The organism is Bartonella sp. MR63HLJHH (assembly GCF_042194155.1).
In the GTDB taxonomy this organism is placed as follows: Bacteria; Pseudomonadota; Alphaproteobacteria; order Rhizobiales; family Rhizobiaceae; genus Bartonella; species Bartonella grahamii.
The window spans coordinates 153,715-170,465 of record NZ_JBHIMN010000004.1 but is presented as its reverse complement, the minus strand read 5'-3'; the positions used below and the strand labels follow the sequence as shown (position 1 = coordinate 170,465).

General features: G+C 42.6%; 19 protein-coding genes and 1 pseudogene. 2 read left to right on the top strand and 18 right to left on the bottom strand.

What is annotated here, in order from left to right; translation table 11 throughout:
• Positions 1-312 (bottom strand): annotated as a pseudogene (locus tag ACFIKQ_RS04245) (helix-turn-helix domain-containing protein); the annotation flags it as partial.
• 202 nt (positions 313-514) lie between these two features.
• Here ACFIKQ_RS04245 and ACFIKQ_RS04240 point away from each other — a divergent pair.
• On the top strand, positions 515-796 hold the full coding sequence (locus ACFIKQ_RS04240) for a type II toxin-antitoxin system RelB/DinJ family antitoxin (RefSeq protein WP_375644606.1): 282 nt from the start codon (positions 515-517) through the stop codon (positions 794-796).
• A gap of 7 nt (positions 797-803) precedes the next feature.
• A complete protein-coding gene (locus ACFIKQ_RS04235) occupies positions 804-1,085 on the top strand; it encodes a type II toxin-antitoxin system YafQ family toxin (protein WP_375647070.1) in 282 nt (93 codons plus the stop codon).
• 48 nt (positions 1,086-1,133) lie between these two features.
• Here ACFIKQ_RS04235 and ACFIKQ_RS04230 read toward each other — a convergent pair whose 3' ends face one another.
• The 17 genes from ACFIKQ_RS04230 to ACFIKQ_RS04150 all read right to left on the bottom strand — a co-directional run bounded on the left by ACFIKQ_RS04230 (position 1,134) and on the right by ACFIKQ_RS04150 (position 16,742).
• The gene (locus ACFIKQ_RS04230) at positions 1,134-1,352 is read right to left on the bottom strand and encodes a hypothetical protein (RefSeq protein ID WP_375647071.1); all 219 of its coding nucleotides are present in this window, start codon (positions 1,350-1,352) and stop codon (positions 1,134-1,136) included.
• Positions 1,333-1,551, bottom strand: coding sequence for a hypothetical protein (locus ACFIKQ_RS04225; RefSeq protein WP_375647072.1), 219 nt, complete (start codon positions 1,549-1,551; stop codon positions 1,333-1,335). Before ACFIKQ_RS04225 ends, ACFIKQ_RS04230 begins: the two co-directional genes overlap by 20 nt.
• Positions 1,484-1,711, bottom strand: coding sequence for a hypothetical protein (locus ACFIKQ_RS04220; RefSeq protein WP_375656038.1), 228 nt, complete (start codon positions 1,709-1,711; stop codon positions 1,484-1,486). Before ACFIKQ_RS04220 ends, ACFIKQ_RS04225 begins: the two co-directional genes overlap by 68 nt.
• On the bottom strand, positions 1,708-2,373 hold the full coding sequence (locus tag ACFIKQ_RS04215) for a lysozyme (RefSeq protein ID WP_375656037.1): 666 nt from the start codon (positions 2,371-2,373) through the stop codon (positions 1,708-1,710). Before ACFIKQ_RS04215 ends, ACFIKQ_RS04220 begins: the two co-directional genes overlap by 4 nt.
• Positions 2,374-2,386: 13 nt before the next feature.
• Entirely contained in the window at positions 2,387-4,075 is a 1,689-nt protein-coding gene (locus tag ACFIKQ_RS04210; RefSeq protein WP_375652911.1) for a hypothetical protein, read from the bottom strand.
• 6 nt (positions 4,076-4,081) lie between these two features.
• Positions 4,082-4,345 (bottom strand): hypothetical protein, encoded by a 264-nt coding sequence (locus ACFIKQ_RS04205; protein WP_375644600.1) that lies wholly within the window; start codon positions 4,343-4,345, stop codon positions 4,082-4,084.
• A 9-nt stretch (positions 4,346-4,354) separates the two neighbouring features.
• Complete coding sequence (locus tag ACFIKQ_RS04200) at positions 4,355-5,335, bottom strand: tail fiber protein (RefSeq protein WP_375656036.1); 981 nt, start codon at positions 5,333-5,335, stop codon at positions 4,355-4,357.
• Positions 5,328-6,320 carry a transglycosylase SLT domain-containing protein gene (locus tag ACFIKQ_RS04195; protein ID WP_375656035.1) on the bottom strand — a complete coding sequence of 331 codons (993 nt, stop codon included), beginning with the start codon at positions 6,318-6,320 and terminating at the stop codon, positions 5,328-5,330. The genes ACFIKQ_RS04200 and ACFIKQ_RS04195 overlap by 8 nt, the downstream gene beginning before the upstream one ends.
• Positions 6,320-8,551 carry a hypothetical protein gene (locus ACFIKQ_RS04190; protein ID WP_375656034.1) on the bottom strand — a complete coding sequence of 744 codons (2,232 nt, stop codon included), beginning with the start codon at positions 8,549-8,551 and terminating at the stop codon, positions 6,320-6,322. The genes ACFIKQ_RS04195 and ACFIKQ_RS04190 overlap by 1 nt, the downstream gene beginning before the upstream one ends.
• Positions 8,544-10,403: a hypothetical protein gene (locus tag ACFIKQ_RS04185; RefSeq protein ID WP_375656033.1), complete on the bottom strand. Its 1,860-nt coding sequence runs from the start codon at positions 10,401-10,403 to the stop codon at positions 8,544-8,546. The genes ACFIKQ_RS04190 and ACFIKQ_RS04185 overlap by 8 nt, the downstream gene beginning before the upstream one ends.
• On the bottom strand, positions 10,403-11,458 hold the full coding sequence (locus ACFIKQ_RS04180; protein WP_375647080.1) for a tail fiber domain-containing protein: 1,056 nt from the start codon (positions 11,456-11,458) through the stop codon (positions 10,403-10,405). Before ACFIKQ_RS04180 ends, ACFIKQ_RS04185 begins: the two co-directional genes overlap by 1 nt.
• A gap of 1 nt (position 11,459) precedes the next feature.
• Entirely contained in the window at positions 11,460-11,843 is a 384-nt protein-coding gene (locus tag ACFIKQ_RS04175; RefSeq protein ID WP_041581411.1) for a hypothetical protein, read from the bottom strand.
• Positions 11,844-11,884: 41 nt separating this feature from the next.
• Positions 11,885-13,342 (bottom strand): hypothetical protein, encoded by a 1,458-nt coding sequence (locus ACFIKQ_RS04170; RefSeq protein WP_375656032.1) that lies wholly within the window; start codon positions 13,340-13,342, stop codon positions 11,885-11,887.
• Entirely contained in the window at positions 13,342-14,040 is a 699-nt protein-coding gene (locus tag ACFIKQ_RS04165) for a hypothetical protein (RefSeq protein ID WP_375656031.1), read from the bottom strand. Before ACFIKQ_RS04165 ends, ACFIKQ_RS04170 begins: the two co-directional genes overlap by 1 nt.
• 72 nt (positions 14,041-14,112) lie before the next feature.
• The gene (locus ACFIKQ_RS04160; RefSeq protein WP_375656030.1) at positions 14,113-14,571 is read right to left on the bottom strand and encodes a hypothetical protein; all 459 of its coding nucleotides are present in this window, start codon (positions 14,569-14,571) and stop codon (positions 14,113-14,115) included.
• Positions 14,572-14,590: 19 nt separating this feature from the next.
• Entirely contained in the window at positions 14,591-15,733 is a 1,143-nt protein-coding gene (locus tag ACFIKQ_RS04155) for a N4-gp56 family major capsid protein (protein WP_375656029.1), read from the bottom strand.
• 97 nt (positions 15,734-15,830) lie between these two features.
• On the bottom strand, positions 15,831-16,742 hold the full coding sequence (locus ACFIKQ_RS04150) for a hypothetical protein (RefSeq protein ID WP_375647086.1): 912 nt from the start codon (positions 16,740-16,742) through the stop codon (positions 15,831-15,833).
• Between the last annotated feature and the right edge of the window lie 9 nt (positions 16,743-16,751).

Genomic DNA, 16,751 nt, shown 5'->3' with positions numbered 1-16,751 from the left:
TATGTAAATTTCTAACAAACATGCCAACAATTTCACGACTCAACGGATTAGAAGGCTTTATAGTGAAACTTTTGCAATAGTGAAACTTTTGCAACAAGCATCCGATTCTCTTCTCAAAATTTCTGCTACCTCTTGATCTAAAGCATAGAGTTCAATTACCTTTTCTTCCAGTCCTACAGGAACAGATCTTTTGCCAATTTCTACAGAAGATAAAAATGATATAGATATGTCTAATTTCTTAGCCATATCTAAAAGGCGTTCAGAATGATCAATACGAAGTTTACGTAAGGTTTTACCAAATGGTGTTAGCATCTAAAAAAAATCCTATTAGAAAAAGAAGCTCTTACGTGATTCTAGCAGAAATTTTTAGGTTTTGGTTAGCTCCTTTTAAAATTAACTTCCTACCCTCCTTAATACACAAGGTTGTACGGCGTGATGGATAAATCTCTTGACATCAACTTTAATTGTAGTACATTGTAGTACATTGTAGTACAATTAAATAGGAGATTTAGCAATGGGAAAAATTCAAGCCCGCATACCTGATGAAGTTCAAGAAATTGCAAGTGCAGTTATTAAGTCTACGGGTTTAACTGTATCAGATGCAGTACGCATGTTTATGACCCGCATTGCTAGAGATCGAGCATTACCGCTTGATCTATTCCAACCAAATCCGGAAACATTACAAGCTATCGAGGATGCCGAAATGGGACGCGTTAAACGCACGTCATTAGATGGCTTAAGAGCCATGATTCGCGAAGATAGAACCGAAGCGCGTAAATCTGAAAAGCAAATCTAAGCTTGCTATGCGGGAAATTGTCTATACTCGGTCGTTTCGGCGTGATCTCAAACGTGAAAGCAAAGGTAAATATGCTAATGTACTAGAGGAGGATTTGCTGCTTGTGGTCAAAGCGTTAGCAGAGAATGAACCGCTAAAGGTGCATTGGAGAGATCATGCACTAACAGGTCAATGGCGCAATTGTCGTGATTGTCATATCAAGCCAGATTTAGTTTTGATCTATCGAAAACCAGATACAAAAACACTAGAGCTCTTACGACTTGGTTCCCATTCTGAACTACGCTTATGATTAGATCTCCTAAGAGTTTTTCGAAGTTTTTTCTTTTATGAGAGTTTTTCAATTTTTTGAGAACCATTGTTTTAAATGGACAAAGATACTGTCTATCGCATCCATGAGACGGGCAAAATCAAGGATCAACAAAAAGATAAAAAATACAATCCATTTCATAAAGCGAGACATCATTTTCACACTTTGGTAGGTGATGATCATTTCTTGAAGCATTTCTTTTTCTGTTTCTGTAAGCTCGGTGTATTTTTCAGTTTTTCTTCTGGCCATGTTTCCATCCACACAAATACTCACCCTGCTTGTTATGCTTTAAGATCTCTCTTGCTAAGTGCGAACTGATGGCATTCAGATCTTGCCGGCTTAAATAAATTGGCAACCAGCCAATACAAGAAGAAGCATGTTTATTTGTCGCGCAGCCAGTCAGAGAGAGCAGCACGCACATCAGCATCACTTTTTTTGTTAATTTCATTTTCTACCTCAAGCCGTGCTGTTACTGCCTTTAAAGCACTTTCTGTTTGCTTTTGCTGTTCAACCTTTTTCCCAAGGGTAAAGGCTCTAGCTAAGGCAATAAAAAAAGCGGCTAAAGCCGCACCTGTTACCATCAGATTTCTTTTCATCCATAAGATCATAGGCGGTGCTCCTGAAAGCGTTTAGCAACAAAAAAAATACCAGCACATGCGGCTAAAACCATGATGGTTGCCAAAGCCCATTGGATGGGTCCATTGCCTGCTAACAAACCGCCAAGACCTGAAAAAGAGCCAATAATCGGTGCAAGAGCTTCTGCTTTGAAAACCCCCGTTGGTGCTTGCGTTTCTACTGTTTGATAATTGGAGGAAACATAAGCCCCTTTTGCCCATAGCCCTGCCTCTGCTACACGCCGATGTACAAGACCTTGTAAACGTTTGCCTCCCGCTTTGGTCCATTTTTGTAATTCGGTTGGTACTGCTTCATAATCCCCCCGATTAAGCCTTTTAAGCAATGTAGAGTTTTGGAAAGCTGCAATACCCACATTATAACAAAAGGAAACAAGAGCGCCGAATTGTTCATCGCTTAAATTCACACAAACTGCTTTTTCTACCGCTCTCTCATATTGCTGCAAATCTGCTAAAAGCATGGTTTCGGCTTTTTTTTCCGTAATCACCATACCCTCAACAACTGTTGGTTGACCGGCTTTTTTCGTATGACCATAACCAATCGTCCATATGCCAGCAGCATCTTGATAAGCCTGCAAGCGCAAACCTTCCCACTTTTTTAAACAGTATAAACAGTCTTTACTTATTTTCCGTGCCATTGTTCAATTCACCTTATAAATATACCTTTATGAGTACTGCTCCGTCACCACCGTCGCCGCCAATTTTGTCGCCTCCGGATTTCCCATCGAAATATCCCCCGCCGCCGCCGCCACATTCTTTACCACCTCTACCACCGTTACCACCTTTGTAACTCTCACCACCCTGCCCCATGATAGAACCCTTACATTTACCGCCACCGCCGCCGCCACCGCCAAGAAAAGAACTTCCACCAGTACCAGCTCTCTTGCCGTCACTTCCACTCCCGCCACCATTACCACCAGAAAAAATAAAGCTCTCACCACTGCTGCCCTCCCTGTTTCCTCCTCCATCGCCACCTTTCCCTCCAAAGTTAACGAGAGCCATGGAGACGGAATATCCTCCTTCTGCTGTAACAAGCCCTTTGATCATTGTTCTACCACCATTGCACAAAATGTTACTGTCATTGCCTTTACCACCACGACCAATGTAAGCTGTTTTTAATTTATCTAAATCAGAACCTTTCATTTTAACATGCACGCATTGACCGCCGCCGCCACCGCCATCTTTAACGCCACCACCTCCACCGCCCCAAGCCCATACTTCAATATCGGTGTCAGCAGTAATACCATCAGGCAATGGAATATCTCCGCTTTCTGTCATCAGAATTTCAACAGGTTTCCTAACCCCGCCACCATTGTTGCCGCTACCACCGCCGCTGCTATTGCTACTATTTGCTTTGATTGAAGCCATCAATTTGGCTGGTGAGATAAGTGCATCCACTGTCTTTGTGCCATCAATCCAGTCTTTTTTTGCAAGAGGTTGAATGAGATCAACTTTTTTCTGTACACTATCCGCTGTTTCTTGTGCGACACTTGCCACAGCTTGTGCCCTGTCTCCTGTTTTTTGTGCGGACTCAGCTATTGTTTGTGCAACATCCGCTGTATTGAATGCAGCACTCCCTATACTCCTTGCCTCACTTGCTGCATAAAGCCCTTGTTGTGCACTTTCCTGTGCGTGCTGTGCCACATCTTCAATTTTATCAATTTTTGCAACCTGTGCACGTTCTTGAGGGGTTAAAATAAGATGCGTATTCCCCTCTTTCATATTCTCCATATCAAAGGCATCTTTTTCTATTTTATCTGGATCATAAACTGATTTTGACATACCAACAGACTTTGAGCCTACAAAATAACGAATGGTATTTTTGAGATCTACCGGAGATATGGGATAATAAACACCTTCATCTCCCCTCCGCCATTTTTCCATCGTTGGCTGCGTAGAACTCAACCATCGTAGCTTTGATCTTTCCTCTGTGGTTAAAATCTTTTTGGTAGGACCCTCGTGCATATTTTCCATAGAAAATGCATTTGCCCCCACATTGTCGGGATCATATGTAGCAGCCTTCATATCGCCAATCCCTAAAGGCGATATTTTTACCCAGCCAGCGCCTGATAAAATCGCATTCTCATGCGCTTCACCACTTGCTTCAATATCGTTGATTGTGACCTTATCTTTGTAAGCAAGAGCTCCAATATCTCTCTTTGCAACAGCATCATCAGCCTTTTTTCCTTGAGCAGCAGTTGCAAAATACTCTACCTCATAAGCTGCTGCACTCCCCACTGAAACGGGTGCAAGAGCCTTACTATCTAAAACACCTTCTTTAACTTCTTTCTTTGTTGCTGGTTCAAGCTTAAATATATGCGTATGATAGGGTAATGGCATCGCGTTTCATTCCTTAGTAAGTTTGTTTTTGAGGTTGTGGGGGATGAGAGACTGTAATTCATCAATAAGTTTTTGCATGATCTCTATGCGTTTATCTGTTGCTTCTTGATACTGTGCCAAAGCGCTTAAAAGATCATGCTGTATATCGTTTTTGACAAGATCAAGAATCTTATTCAATGGCGCATGAACCATTCTATTGCTTGCATAAAAAAGGACGCGGATTTGCTCCGCGTCCGCAATATCATCAATAGCAGACGGATTATTGATCATCTGAAAACCTTATGATTTTACGGCATAAACAACCGTAGCATTAACAGGGCGCGTTTCTGCCTCACCCGTTGAAAAAAGTGTTACCTTGTGCGTGTGCACTCCAGCAGGTTCTGTTATCCCTGTAAGGGTTTGATAGTGATAATTGGGGTTCCTTCTGCCAATATCATTGGCGCTCCATCCAACTCCAGCATACTGAAAATTGTGTGCGTGCTGCCCCGCCGATTCAACACTACAAGCATGTGTGTGCGATTTAAGGCAATCTTGCTGTATATTGGCAAATTTTCTACTTCTGTCCAAACCGCGACCATTATCAAAGCCGCGCAAAAATACTCCTCTAAAATCTGGAACTTTAAAGGTTGTATCGCTGTCTTTTCCCCATTTATCCCCTATCGCCTTGAATAATTGCGGATAATCCTTGCGTTCATAAGTAGCGCCATCACATAAAAGCCATCCGTTTGGGACTTCTTGCATAGCAAAGGTCGCAATAAACCCACAAGGAAAGGTTTCGACCTTTGGTGGTGGAATGGGGGTAGGATTTAAAAGATACCAGCCCTCAAGACCTTTTGTTGATGCGCCATCATTATAGACTATTTCATAAATGCCCCCTGTTTGTAACTCACCGCCTGTCAATGGTACTATCCCCGTGCTGGTGGCTTTATAGAGTGGCTTTGCTCCTATATTATTCATGTTTATTGTTGTCGTACCAATATTTATACCACGCGCCTTAAAGCGGATAATGATATCGTTTTTATATTTCGCTATTGGCGACACCGTCGTCAACGTGATTGATGTTGTTTGTTCCTTTCCATTCACAATAAACTTTGAGTCAAGAGAACCACCATTATCGGCAAGATATTCACGTATACGCTGCATCATGACCCGCGCACTATCATTAACAGAACTAGGCGGCTGCCCTTCTGCCCAATTAATCATACTATCGGAATTGGCATTTTGATCAGCTGTGAGTGACCAGTCATAAATATCAGACATGATAAGCCCCCGTTCTTCTTAATAGCTCTTCGCGCAATTGCTCTTCTTTTTGCCGCCCATAGGAACCAACAGATTGCCGCCTAGAGGGATCAATGAGAGCTGTTAAATCTGTCGGGCGCCCAGTCGATTGTGAGAAACCCGCCATGACTGGTTGCTGTAACATTTGTTGCTGTACCATCTGTGCCTGCTGTTTTTGTCTTTCTCCATTCTCTCTCATTAAATGAAGCAAGCCGGAAAAGCCCTTTTTAAGAGCACCTGCATCAATACCTTGCCCTTGCAATGGTGTGGTTTCCATAACCCGTCCTGTTAAATTGTCTCTGCTTTCAGGTGCCATCATTCTGTTTGGGAATGGCGTGTCATATGCCATTAATTGGTTGCCCCCTTGATCACCTTGACCCACCTGATTACCTTGAAGTGTCTTTTGAAGCCTCTCAACCCCACGCAAAGGACCCACCTCGTTTGGTGCTGCTTGTCCATTGCTTTGGTTTTGCTGTATCGTTCTCTTCAAAGCATCTCCCGTTTTATTGTAAAGCCCATAAATATGATTCATAAAATCCCCTGCTGTAGCTTCCATGTTGCCACCGTTGAGTGTGACTGCCTGTCGACCTAAAAGCTGACTTGCTGGAATATGTGGATTTTTGATAAGTTTTACTGCCCCTGCTGGTCCTTGTTGGTGTGCGAGGTAAAGCTCTGCCTCTGATGGCTCTCTGCCTAATGCTGTGGCTAAATAACGCGTATTATCCTTCGTTAACCGTGCCATAGCATCGGTTGCTTGAAAGGGATCAAACTTATCATTCAGTTGATAGTGTTTTGCTGTTGAATCTAAAAATTGATACAGCCCTCCCGCACTGCTGTTCTTATTTTTTGCATTTGGATTACCATTACTTTCTATCATAGCAACACGTTCAAGAAAGCTTTCTGGCAAACCATATTTTTGTGCTGCCTGTGAGATAGCACGCTTCACATTAGGATGAAAATTGATCATTAGTTTATAACCATTCTATCAGCACTGCTATTCAAAAGAATTCCAACAAAATTAATGAATTTCGTATAATTTTCTCGTGTTATTAAGCGTTTCTTTTCTGCTTCATGAAACGTCTTAATTAATTCAACAGCTTTTTCTCTTGCTAACCCAAAATCTCCTTTTTCCCGCGCTGTTATAAGCGCTGCAATATCTCTCTCAGTATCTTTATGGACGCTTGAAAATTTGCGTCCAAATTCTCTTGCGAAATTTTTTACAACTGCCTTGATGAAAGCAATCTTTCCTATACCCATAGTCTGTTGTGCCCCCCTCTCTTCCACTTCACCCATATGGTTTGGCAATCGTGCAAAAAGCTTTGTTCTTTCCACTTCTGGTCGCAACACTTTCATAAGTTGCTTAGCTTTATCTTCACCAAAAATACGCTGTAATTTTTCTTGACCATTTTTTGTGTCAAACAAACTCAAAAGATTGTGGTCAAAATTCTGTGCATTGCCTGCCGCATGTTCTACTTGCGACCGTATACCTTTTTGAAACGCATCTTTTTCCATCAACCCAAAATCCGAAAGTTGACTGTTGATTGTGTCGAGATTAACGCTCTTCTTCAGCGCTTGCTCTCCCTGCTCGAGGGCATCACCAATAGTACGCTCGTCATAATAAATTTTCCGTGCTTTAGCATAATCTGGAGATGACGTATCCAAAACGTCCAGAATGCGTTGTTTGAAATCAGTCAAATCTCGAGCATATCCCCATTTTCCTTTGATGCGCGCAGAATTAATTTGATCATCCAAAACCTCTTTCATCTTATGTAAAATCCGCATATTCAGCTTTGGATATCCATTGCTCCCTCTAACTGTTGCATCCGCTTCATTTGGCATTTGTACAATTGCTTTTTTGTATGCTTTTTGAAATGCAGGTGTTTCTTGCAACCGCGATAAATCTTCACGAACAGCATTTGAAATGGGAGAAGCTTTCGCCCTCTCATAAAATGGTTCAGCCTTGTTCTGTGCTTGTTTGATAATCTCTTGCTTTAAATTAAGCGTATCTACTTTTGGACCCATCACATCTGTCAACGCATCCTTTACCCGCAGTGCACTCGCATCTTGTCTAGCTCCCAAACGATTACTCACAAGTGAATATGTATCATGGTCTTTTTTTGCTGCCTTAAAAGCTCTTGTAGCAAGCCCATCATGAAGATCAATAATCATTGAATCAGGACCTCGCTGTTTTAATGCCCTTTCAAGCTTATCAACACCTTCATCCCCTAAAGTTTGGCTTACATCCCTAAGCGCTCTATCGCTTATCTGAAATGCTTCTTTTTCTACACCTTGTGTTATTGGTTCAGTTTTACCAAACAATTTTCCAACTGTGTTTTTGAGAGCCTCAGGTGTTTTTTTCACAATAGCAGGCGTTTTTTTAAGTGATCTTGTCGCAAAAGATGTTGCTTTTGATACACCACTGGCAACAAATGGTGTTGCAACGCCTAACCCTGCACCAAACCCAGCAGACACTAGAGTATCTGCAAGCCCTTCCCCCTCACCACTGCCTGCTATTCCGCCATAAATGGCTCCAGTTTTTGCTGCACGCCCCAAGCTAAATTTTGCCGCCTCTTTACTTGCTACTGCTTTCATTGCTGCTTCACCTGCAGCTTTTGCCGCTGCCCGTTCCGCACCCTCTGCTAAAGCAGATTGCACCGCCCTTTCTCCTGCTGCTAAAGCTTTACTGGTTATTTGTGCTCCTGCAACACCAGCTCTTCCTCCCAGCACAACATCAGCCCCAATTGCCGCACGAGCAGCCGCAGGAGCGCCAAGACCTGGTATTAGAAAAGGAATTGCAGCACCCGCTAAATTCCCCGCAATAGATGCATAAAACTGATCTCGGTTCGCCGCTCTTTGATAGTCACGCCATCGCTTTGTCACTTCATTATATTTTTTAACTGCTTCTTCATCTCCCATCCAATAATTAATAGGTCCCAGAGGTCCCGAAGCGAATACTCCAGCTATTTCATCATCATACCCCATAGTTAACCCATGAAGAGCACCCCATCCAAAAGCACCCGCTGCACTTGGATGTGGACTATCTTCTTCTGTTGCACCATTATTTCCTGTAACAGAACCACTTAGCCTTTCCTTATTCTTCGCGAAAAGCTCTTGAAGCTGTTCTGGTGTATAGTCACTTATATGCCCAATAACTCTTGTGTTTTTACGATTAATAAGAGGAGGAATTACTTCAGCCATTGGTTTGTTTCTCCTTAATGCGCCCGTCACTATCAACGAACAGCATGCCTTCCGGCAATGCTTCTATCTGTTTTTCTAGTGGATCATTTGACTGTGCATGATTTTCCTTATAAGCATCTTGCCCATAGGCGGCTCGAACGAGCTCGCTTGTTGCTTCTGCACCACCAAAAAGAATTGCGCGCGTTGCTGCATTGGATTTATTGAAAGTGTCAATAACTGTTTTTAACGACTTCTTCATTTGCTCTGCAGAAAGATCTTGATACAGTGCCGCTACAGAATTTTGCAATGCTTGCAATTCCATATTAGACAAATTTCCAAAGCCAGATGCACCATTTGGTGAAAATGCTTTTGCTTTTCTCAAGGCATCAAGCCCGATACTCGCCTTTAATGAATCAAGCATATGCATAAAATCTTTTGCCTTAGAATTAGGAAGGAACGACATTATAGGACCAGTGAAACCAACAACATGCGGATTTTCCTCAACAATTTTTAGCAATTCTTTAGATGCCGAGAGTATACGATTTGATCTGTCTGCTGTTTCCAAAATTCGCATTTGCATTTGTTGGTTTTTACGCTCCTCCTCCTTCTGTTCTTGAATTAATTTATGTTCTGCACCACTGCCTGCAATCGGCATCGCACGTACGCCACCAAGTGCTTTTTTATCCTTAATATACATATAACCTGCTTCAGGCTTTGACAGCATGTTATCAGTATTCCCCCCTAATCCAGAAGCAGTGGAACGCTGTCCTCCTTGGACAGGTATAATTTTCCCTGTGCTTGTTGAGACTTGGAAAGTCATATCCTCAGGCAATCCCTGCTCTGCCTTTTCTTCTGATGTCAATGTTCTATAGGCTTCTTGAGGGCTTAACGTGTTGCCTATAACTTTCATGGCAAGATCTGGATATTGCACAAGGGCTTGTGCGTCTTTATCACTATATCCTTTAGAGCGTAAAAACTCAAAAATTGGTCTATTTTGAGCACGTATATTATTGCCCTGCCGCATAACAAGTGCCGCATTTGAAAAACTTTCTTGCGGTGTTTTTCCTGATGCTAACCCCGCAAAAAAATCCATTAAATGCTCGGAAAATTCTGATTTTCTAAAACGCTCCCATAAGCTACTTGGATTTGCATCTTTATGGATAAAATTTCCAACTGCGTTTACATAATCCGTTGCCTGTTCGGGCTTAGCACTTGCTTTTAAATGCTCCTCTTCTGGTAAGTGTGCATTCAAATGTTTTTCTTCTCCTATAGGTGCATCAAAAAGCTTTTCCTCATCATTTCCAGAATCGTTTTTCAAAGAGTTTTCCGCTATAGATTTCTCATTAAGTTGAGCAATATAATCCATCACATTTTTCTGCTGTCGCCCAGCTTCATCCCCACTAGACTGATCAATGTTCGCAACAAGTGGAGATTGAGGAATCATTGATGCAACACCTCCCTGCTCTGAGAAGTCATGCTTTTGTTGCTCTGGCGCCTCTTGTATCTTAACAGTATCCTTTGAAACATCCGGTAATGGAGGCATTTGGCGCTTTAAATCATCCGTAGACATAATCAATTCTGCTGGCGTTTTTTTCCCAACTTCTCCTCCTCCTGTTTGAGCACCGCGAATAAGCTCTGTAGGACTCAATTTTTGTGGAGTATTATCCCCATTGCTCGCATCAAAAGGGTTTGTGCTAAAAGCAGCGCGTTCTAAAAAACTTGGCTTGTATCGCCCTTCCAACGGCGTGCTTGGAGGCGTAGAAAGCTGTTCGAACAAATGCTTTGGCAATTGAGGCATGACCTGATACATCAAGGGACGCAAAAATTTTGGATCAAACAACTTTAAAAGAGAATTTGTGTTTTCTTGTTCCATCACTGCACCCTTTCCATCTCAAAGCCAAGCTTGCCATAATCCACATGCAAAAAGCCTGTCGCCTTATGCAAGAAAACAGCTTCAGGTTTTGACTTCAAAACATCCTGCGCCATCACCCCACGATAGCGCTCTGGATAGCCCTTGTAATTATACTCATAGAGTTTGTGTCCATCTCGCTGCCCCACTTGCACGATATTTTCTTTCGCTCTGATATCACTAAGCCCAGCAAAAGTACCAAGGATAGTTCCAACATTTCCAACAATCTCCCACGGATTAGGTTTTGGCTGTGGAGTCAATGTCGTCATTTGTCCTGTGCGCGTTCCATAATTTCCAGCAACAGCCCCACCAGCTGCGAGCAACTTACTTAACTGGTCCCAATCAAGATTGTTTTGCTGCTCCCATTTTTGCCGCTCTTCATCCAATTGCCGTTGATGATTGGCATCAAGTACACTCCCTCCCGTCAACGCATTGAGATTTGCCTGACCTTGACCTTGAAAAAAGTTATTGGCGCCCGCCAACTGATTTTGGTTTGCTTGGTCAATGAGACCATTGGCATTCATCATATTGTTGACATCTTGGTTATATTGCTGTGATAGAGCTTGTGTTGCTATGCCCCCCAATTCATCAGCCAAAACCCCAGTATGTGCACCAGAACCATAACGCCCAGCACCTGCCAATGAACTATTAATAGAGCTTGTTGCCTTATTTAATGTGTTTTGAAGCGCTTCATCAAAGTAAGGGTTATTGCCTATTTGTTGCCCTGAAGCCATGTTCTTTAAGTTTTGGCTTGTTGAATTTTGCCCTGTGGCTAATCCATTTAAATAATTGTTATCATAGTTATGCGTATTATTGCTAAGCCCATTAATGGCATTCTTTGTTTGATCACTTAACCCCGCAACACGCTGCCCGTCATAAACAGCTTTTCCGCTGCCTTGGTTATAAAAAGTCATGGCATCTTGAGCTGCGTGTTCAAAAATACCTTTTGCCCATGCAGGGGGTTCATTTGTTTGCGTCGTGTTTTGGGTATTCTGGATTGGTTTAGAACTTTTTCCCATGTTAAAGCTGCTTTCTATATTCTAAAAGATTAACGAAATATCCATGCGATTTAAGAGATTTTTCCCACCCTCGTCTGCCTATAATGACAAGCTCTTTTGCCCCTTTTTTCTTGTAATAGGCTTCAATCTGAGTGATAAGCTTTGTTAAGGGCGCTCCTCCCTTTCCACCAAGCGTGACAATAACCGCCCTTAATGCTCCAGTGACGAGTTCCTGTAACTGTGTTGTGACATGCGCCATAAAGTTTTCATGCGCATCAACGATAATCCAAAGAACTTTTTCTCCCTTCAAAATATCGTTTAAAATGGTCTCTGTATTATAATCATCAGGGAATTTTTGATTAAAGTAAGCTATCGATTTTATGACATTCTCAAAATAGGGCGCCATTTGTTCAGCGCTCCATTTTTCTGTATTATAGATCTTAAAACTCATCTTATGCCCGCGGGTTTGAGCGTTACATCAAAGCCTGTTATATGCGTCCATGGCGTGCCTTCTGGTATTCTCAGACGCAAAGCGTGATAACGCGCCCGTGAGCGGATATTATACATCCCAATATTATAGCCGGCATAACGCTCTTTAGCCCAATTTAATTGGTTCTTGTTATCAATGATAAAAGCCGCCCCAACACTTAAAAAACCTTTTGTTGTATCCGCTTGAACAAAAGCCTCACTCATCAGGTTGATTTGCCTGCCCGTATCCCCCACAATTTGTGAAGCAATAACGGCTTCCATCGGAGGACCTGCAAAAAAACCAAATTTGTTGTCTGGCGTAAAGGCTCCCAAAACAGGCGCACCATTTTGCCACATTTTACTATCAAGAGAAGCTGGTAAATCTTTCAAGCTCTCTTGTACTTCGTCTAAGCCTTCTAATGTATAACCGGCTGCAAAAAGGGGAAATAAGAGAAGGTTTTGCCCCTTAATGACACTCCATATTTGCAAGAGCCAATCATAAACATAAATATGCATCCCTTCAGTGTTGTCATTGATAGAAAAATAAACACGAGAATAGACAGGATCAATACATGCCCTCATCTCATCAATGGCAAAGTTATTGTAAAGTGTGAAGATAGTTTTATCGACTTTTCCAAAGCCAATAGGAAGCATTTCACCAGCACTGTTGATTTGATAAAAACCATCATCAGATGCAAAGAAAGTACAGTCTCCACGGCTTGCAATTGCTGTACTGCTTTTCGCCCCTATTTTGTCTTTTATTTTTGCAAAACTGAAGATAATTTTAGAGCCTGGTACAAAGGTTGCGTGATAAATGGCGGAACGCATAAAAATAAGTGGATTTGTTGATTCCGTAGACCCTTGAACATATTCTCCATCAGGAAAATCTTGATAATCGCAACTTTTCTCCCCAACTGTCCAATGTGTTGCATCATTGAGACCTGACCACTGAACACGGTTTGGCTTATCTGTTAGTTGCATCAAGCAAACAAAATCACCCCACACACGCACAAGTCCAGCACGCGGGGGATTACCGCCCACATCACAAAACCTTTCCTCCGTTTTTAACGAAAGCATTTGTGGTGGGTCATTGTTATTAACAGCAATGATATGATCACCAAAAGAAGCAAAAGACCAAAGCGCAGTCTCATTGGCGTGATATTGTGTGTGAGGCTTGCTAATGTCTTTCCAGCCGCGCGTGCTGTTGTCATATTCATAAAGCTTTGTTGGGGCACCCACAATGATGCGCACACCACCCAATGAGCGCACAGCATAGACCCCCAAAATCATATCCGGAAAAGGATCTGAGACCGGCGCAACCATGGGAAACGGAATATACGAATTTGGTGCAGGCAAAACATTCACTATCTCATGAGAATAACCGCTATTAATAAATGCGGTGTCTGGTCTATATTCAGCAATAGGGATAAACGTCATCAGAAGTCCGTGTGTTGAATTTTGAACAGATTTTTGCGCCGCGAAGTCTCAATTCTCAATGCATCTAACTGTTCTTGGAACATGGCAAAAGCTGCTGCTGCCATCTGTGGTTCTTTAATAATATTGGTATAAATTTCATATTTTGCGCGGGTTTTGATCAATTCATAGGCTTCACAAAACCATATGGACGCTTCTTGTGCGCTCTCAATGTCTTTTATTCTCACAGGATCAAGAATAAGCCTGATGGAATAAACTCGGTCTGGTGTTGGATACAAGACAAACTTTTGTTCAAAATAGGCATAGCGCGTAGGCATGCCATGGTGAGAGTCATCCTCAAGGCTCTCAATGAAGAGCGCGTCCCCATGCAAAAGCTTTGATTTGCTATGATTATCCTCATAAATATAAGCATCAACAATTCGAACAGCCCCTGTTATAGAGGAATGTGCCTCTGCGCCATAACGGCTTTTGCCCTTTAGAGTGGTGAAAACAATTTCACGGCTTTCATTGAAATAAAAAGGCAATCGTTCACAAAAGCGAATAGCCGAAAATATCGCCCTTTGCACTTGATCAACATACTCATCTGTTTGATCATCTATTTCATCCTGAATATCGTTTAACATCTGGATAAAATTTTTATCCCAAGGAACAATGGTCTCTTTTTCTCCAATCGGACCACCTGTCTGTACTATTATTGTCATATCACCCTCTTCCAAATGTCTTGGGGCATCTTGTATGGGAGGGGGACGCAAGCAATAAACGCCCCCTTGCCTTTAACGATTGGTGTAAAACTCAACAATCACCTCAGCATCACCTTTGGTGCTTTGCTTGTCTCGTGTCATGTAAATCGTATTTTCAGCTTCTAATGGAACATCTCGTTCCTCCATGGGTATGTACACATTGCCATTGGTAGATTGCGTAAGCCCTACATCTCCATAATCATTACCATGAGGCTCTTTTCCAAATGTAGCGTTTACATCTTCAAAATCCTCCATGGTATAAGCTGTAATGCTTTTGATAAAAGCGCCTCGGGGTAGAACACCAATTTTTGTTATCAACCCTTGGTCTGTACATTTAATACGCGCCCGTAAAAAACTAACCTGCTGCGTAGAGTTGTTGCGTCCTTGCAAAACAGGTGGCAATCCCTCATCTATCATGCCAACGGTTTCAACAGTCTCAACGGTCTCAACGGTTTCAACAGGTTCCTGTGTAATTAGCGATTTTTCTGCCATAATTGTCATCCTTTAATAATTAGCTTGCTTCAGCAAAAGAAGGGATGACAATGGTACCAAAATCCTGTCCCCCTTGATCAGAATGAGGCAAGGTGTAGCGTGATTTTTTCATGCCGATAATGGTTTTAGCTGCAACCCCAAATTCACGTTGATAATCAAACAGTTCTTCAACAAGTTTATAGCGTGTTCCCCCTTTCCCATCGCCTCCTGTTGCTCCATTGCCAACGCGCCCATAAGCCATGATAACACTTTGCGCACCAAGCAACACAGCACGGCGAACAGATGTTAAAGGCTCTTGTGTCTTTGAATTGATACCATTGGGGACATGTTCAGCTTCACGTAAGATAACTCCATTATACATCCCCAGAGAGCCCTCAAAAATTGGGTTCTTAGCTCCAGAGCCATCATAAGCTGCCTTAGTAATGTCTAACCATTGCCCGCTCTTTGTATTGGTACGCAATTGGGTCACCTGTGTTGGGTGGAGATACATCACATATGCCGATTTTCCATCAACACGAACAGGGCGCAAACGTGGATTAGCAAGTTTAGCGCGTTCAACAGCCCGATCTATAAGATCTAATGTAAAAACATCGTCTTTTGTAAGTTCTTCATCAGTCTTTTTCTTATTGGCACGAATAATACGCAGTTTGCTTGGCTCTAATGGAGCATTAAAACCATAATGTACGGGTTTAAGGGTTATGGTGCGTCCTTCGAAATGAATCCACGGTGCTGTATAACCTGCTGCCTGAATGAAGAACATCAAACTTAAGCGATCTGCATACCAATCAACAAGCCCATCCTTTGCTTCTGTTCGTAAATTAAATAAAACACGTTGTTGATCAATGGTGCCTTCATATTTTACGCGTACAGCATGAGAAAGCTCGTTAATACGCACCGTTTCATTCATAAATTGGAGTGCTTCTTCATTGCCTTCCAGCGTTTGTCCCTCGCTAACGCCATCCCCCATAAGTTGGACGCGTAATCCGCTCGTCACAGAGTCACCAGCAGATTTTCCTAGCATATCCAATACTTGAATAATGCTGTTTTTGCCTTTTCCCATCAGCGGTGCAATAGGCAACGCTTTTGAGGTCTCTGTGTTTAGCATCTTAGCCCAAACGCCAACGGCTAATGGGTCATTAAGATTTACCTGTGTTACTGCCATTTCAATCAATGCCTTTCTTGGTTTTTAAAACTCGCCTTGCGGCTCCCCCAAACGATAACAATCACTTGGTTCTCTCTGTCGCGTCACCACGCACATCTCACGCTCTGCTCATAATTTGTTCAAATTTTTCGGGATTTTTCTCAACCCATACAGCAAATTCGGCTTCTGGCATGGAAAAGAGCGTTCTCACATCCATACCGCCGGTTGGAACTTGTCCGCCGCGCGCTGTAAGCGTCCGCGCTGCTTGAGAGCGCTCTTGAAGGGCTCCCACTTCGTCCTTAACTGGCGCTCCACTATAGCCAAAAGCTTTCGCTTTTTGCACCAGCACCTCAATTGGATTTATACCGGCTTTCTGACACTGCTGGCATATTTGGCGCAATTCAGCACCAATTTGTTGTTGCCGTGCCTCTGGGTCTTTCCATTGCGGATAAAGGCTTGCTTGCGCTTGTAAGACACTGTCTGCTCTTTCATAGAGATAGTCTGTGATACTGTCTAAATCTGGATATTTATCTTGTACTTGCGCTTTGGCTTCCTCGAAATAATCCCCCAACTTTTGGCGTTCATATTCCTCTTGTCTCATGCGCTCTTGGCTCTCTTTCATATGAGAAAACTCATCAAGCAATTTCTGTTGTTCCTGTACCTTATGACTAAGCCATGCAAAATGTGCTTTTGGGGTGTCTTCTAGGGAGGGAATATTTTCCTCACGGCGGCGCGTGATTTCTTCCTGCATTGCGGCATATTTTTGCGCAAGTTCAATAGCCAATTCACGCGCTTCAATGGCGCTTTGTTCTGCCTTTTGGCGTGCTTGCCGCTCTTGCTCTAATTTATCAGATTCTATTGCATCAGAATTTGGCTGCTCTTGAAGTGGTTCTACAGCTGGTTGTTCAGAACTTTCCTCTGCATCAAAAACTTCCTCAACTTGTTCAGGCTCGACCAACTCAACGGCATTATCACTGGCAAAATGTTCATCATAGATTGCTTGTTCTTCAGGCGTAAACTCTTCTTCCATATTCTGTCC

Coding starts and splice junctions, on each gene's coding strand:
- ACFIKQ_RS04240 (WP_375644606.1), top strand. CDS start 515: ATGGGAAAAATTCAAGCCCGCATACCTGATGAAGTTCAAGAAATTGCA.
- ACFIKQ_RS04235 (WP_375647070.1), top strand. CDS start 804: ATGCGGGAAATTGTCTATACTCGGTCGTTTCGGCGTGATCTCAAACGT.
- ACFIKQ_RS04230 (WP_375647071.1), bottom strand. CDS start 1,352: ATGGCCAGAAGAAAAACTGAAAAATACACCGAGCTTACAGAAACAGAA.
- ACFIKQ_RS04225 (WP_375647072.1), bottom strand. CDS start 1,551: ATGAAATTAACAAAAAAAGTGATGCTGATGTGCGTGCTGCTCTCTCTG.
- ACFIKQ_RS04220 (WP_375656038.1), bottom strand. CDS start 1,711: ATGATCTTATGGATGAAAAGAAATCTGATGGTAACAGGTGCGGCTTTA.
- ACFIKQ_RS04215 (WP_375656037.1), bottom strand. CDS start 2,373: ATGGCACGGAAAATAAGTAAAGACTGTTTATACTGTTTAAAAAAGTGG.
- ACFIKQ_RS04210 (WP_375652911.1), bottom strand. CDS start 4,075: ATGCCATTACCCTATCATACGCATATATTTAAGCTTGAACCAGCAACA.
- ACFIKQ_RS04205 (WP_375644600.1), bottom strand. CDS start 4,345: ATGATCAATAATCCGTCTGCTATTGATGATATTGCGGACGCGGAGCAA.
- ACFIKQ_RS04200 (WP_375656036.1), bottom strand. CDS start 5,335: ATGTCTGATATTTATGACTGGTCACTCACAGCTGATCAAAATGCCAAT.
- ACFIKQ_RS04195 (WP_375656035.1), bottom strand. CDS start 6,320: ATGATCAATTTTCATCCTAATGTGAAGCGTGCTATCTCACAGGCAGCA.
- ACFIKQ_RS04190 (WP_375656034.1), bottom strand. CDS start 8,551: ATGGCTGAAGTAATTCCTCCTCTTATTAATCGTAAAAACACAAGAGTT.
- ACFIKQ_RS04185 (WP_375656033.1), bottom strand. CDS start 10,403: ATGGAACAAGAAAACACAAATTCTCTTTTAAAGTTGTTTGATCCAAAA.
- ACFIKQ_RS04180 (WP_375647080.1), bottom strand. CDS start 11,458: ATGGGAAAAAGTTCTAAACCAATCCAGAATACCCAAAACACGACGCAA.
- ACFIKQ_RS04175 (WP_041581411.1), bottom strand. CDS start 11,843: ATGGCGCCCTATTTTGAGAATGTCATAAAATCGATAGCTTACTTTAAT.
- ACFIKQ_RS04170 (WP_375656032.1), bottom strand. CDS start 13,342: ATGACGTTTATCCCTATTGCTGAATATAGACCAGACACCGCATTTATT.
- ACFIKQ_RS04165 (WP_375656031.1), bottom strand. CDS start 14,040: ATGACAATAATAGTACAGACAGGTGGTCCGATTGGAGAAAAAGAGACC.
- ACFIKQ_RS04160 (WP_375656030.1), bottom strand. CDS start 14,571: ATGGCAGAAAAATCGCTAATTACACAGGAACCTGTTGAAACCGTTGAG.
- ACFIKQ_RS04155 (WP_375656029.1), bottom strand. CDS start 15,733: ATGGCAGTAACACAGGTAAATCTTAATGACCCATTAGCCGTTGGCGTT.
- ACFIKQ_RS04150 (WP_375647086.1), bottom strand. CDS start 16,742: ATGGAAGAAGAGTTTACGCCTGAAGAACAAGCAATCTATGATGAACAT.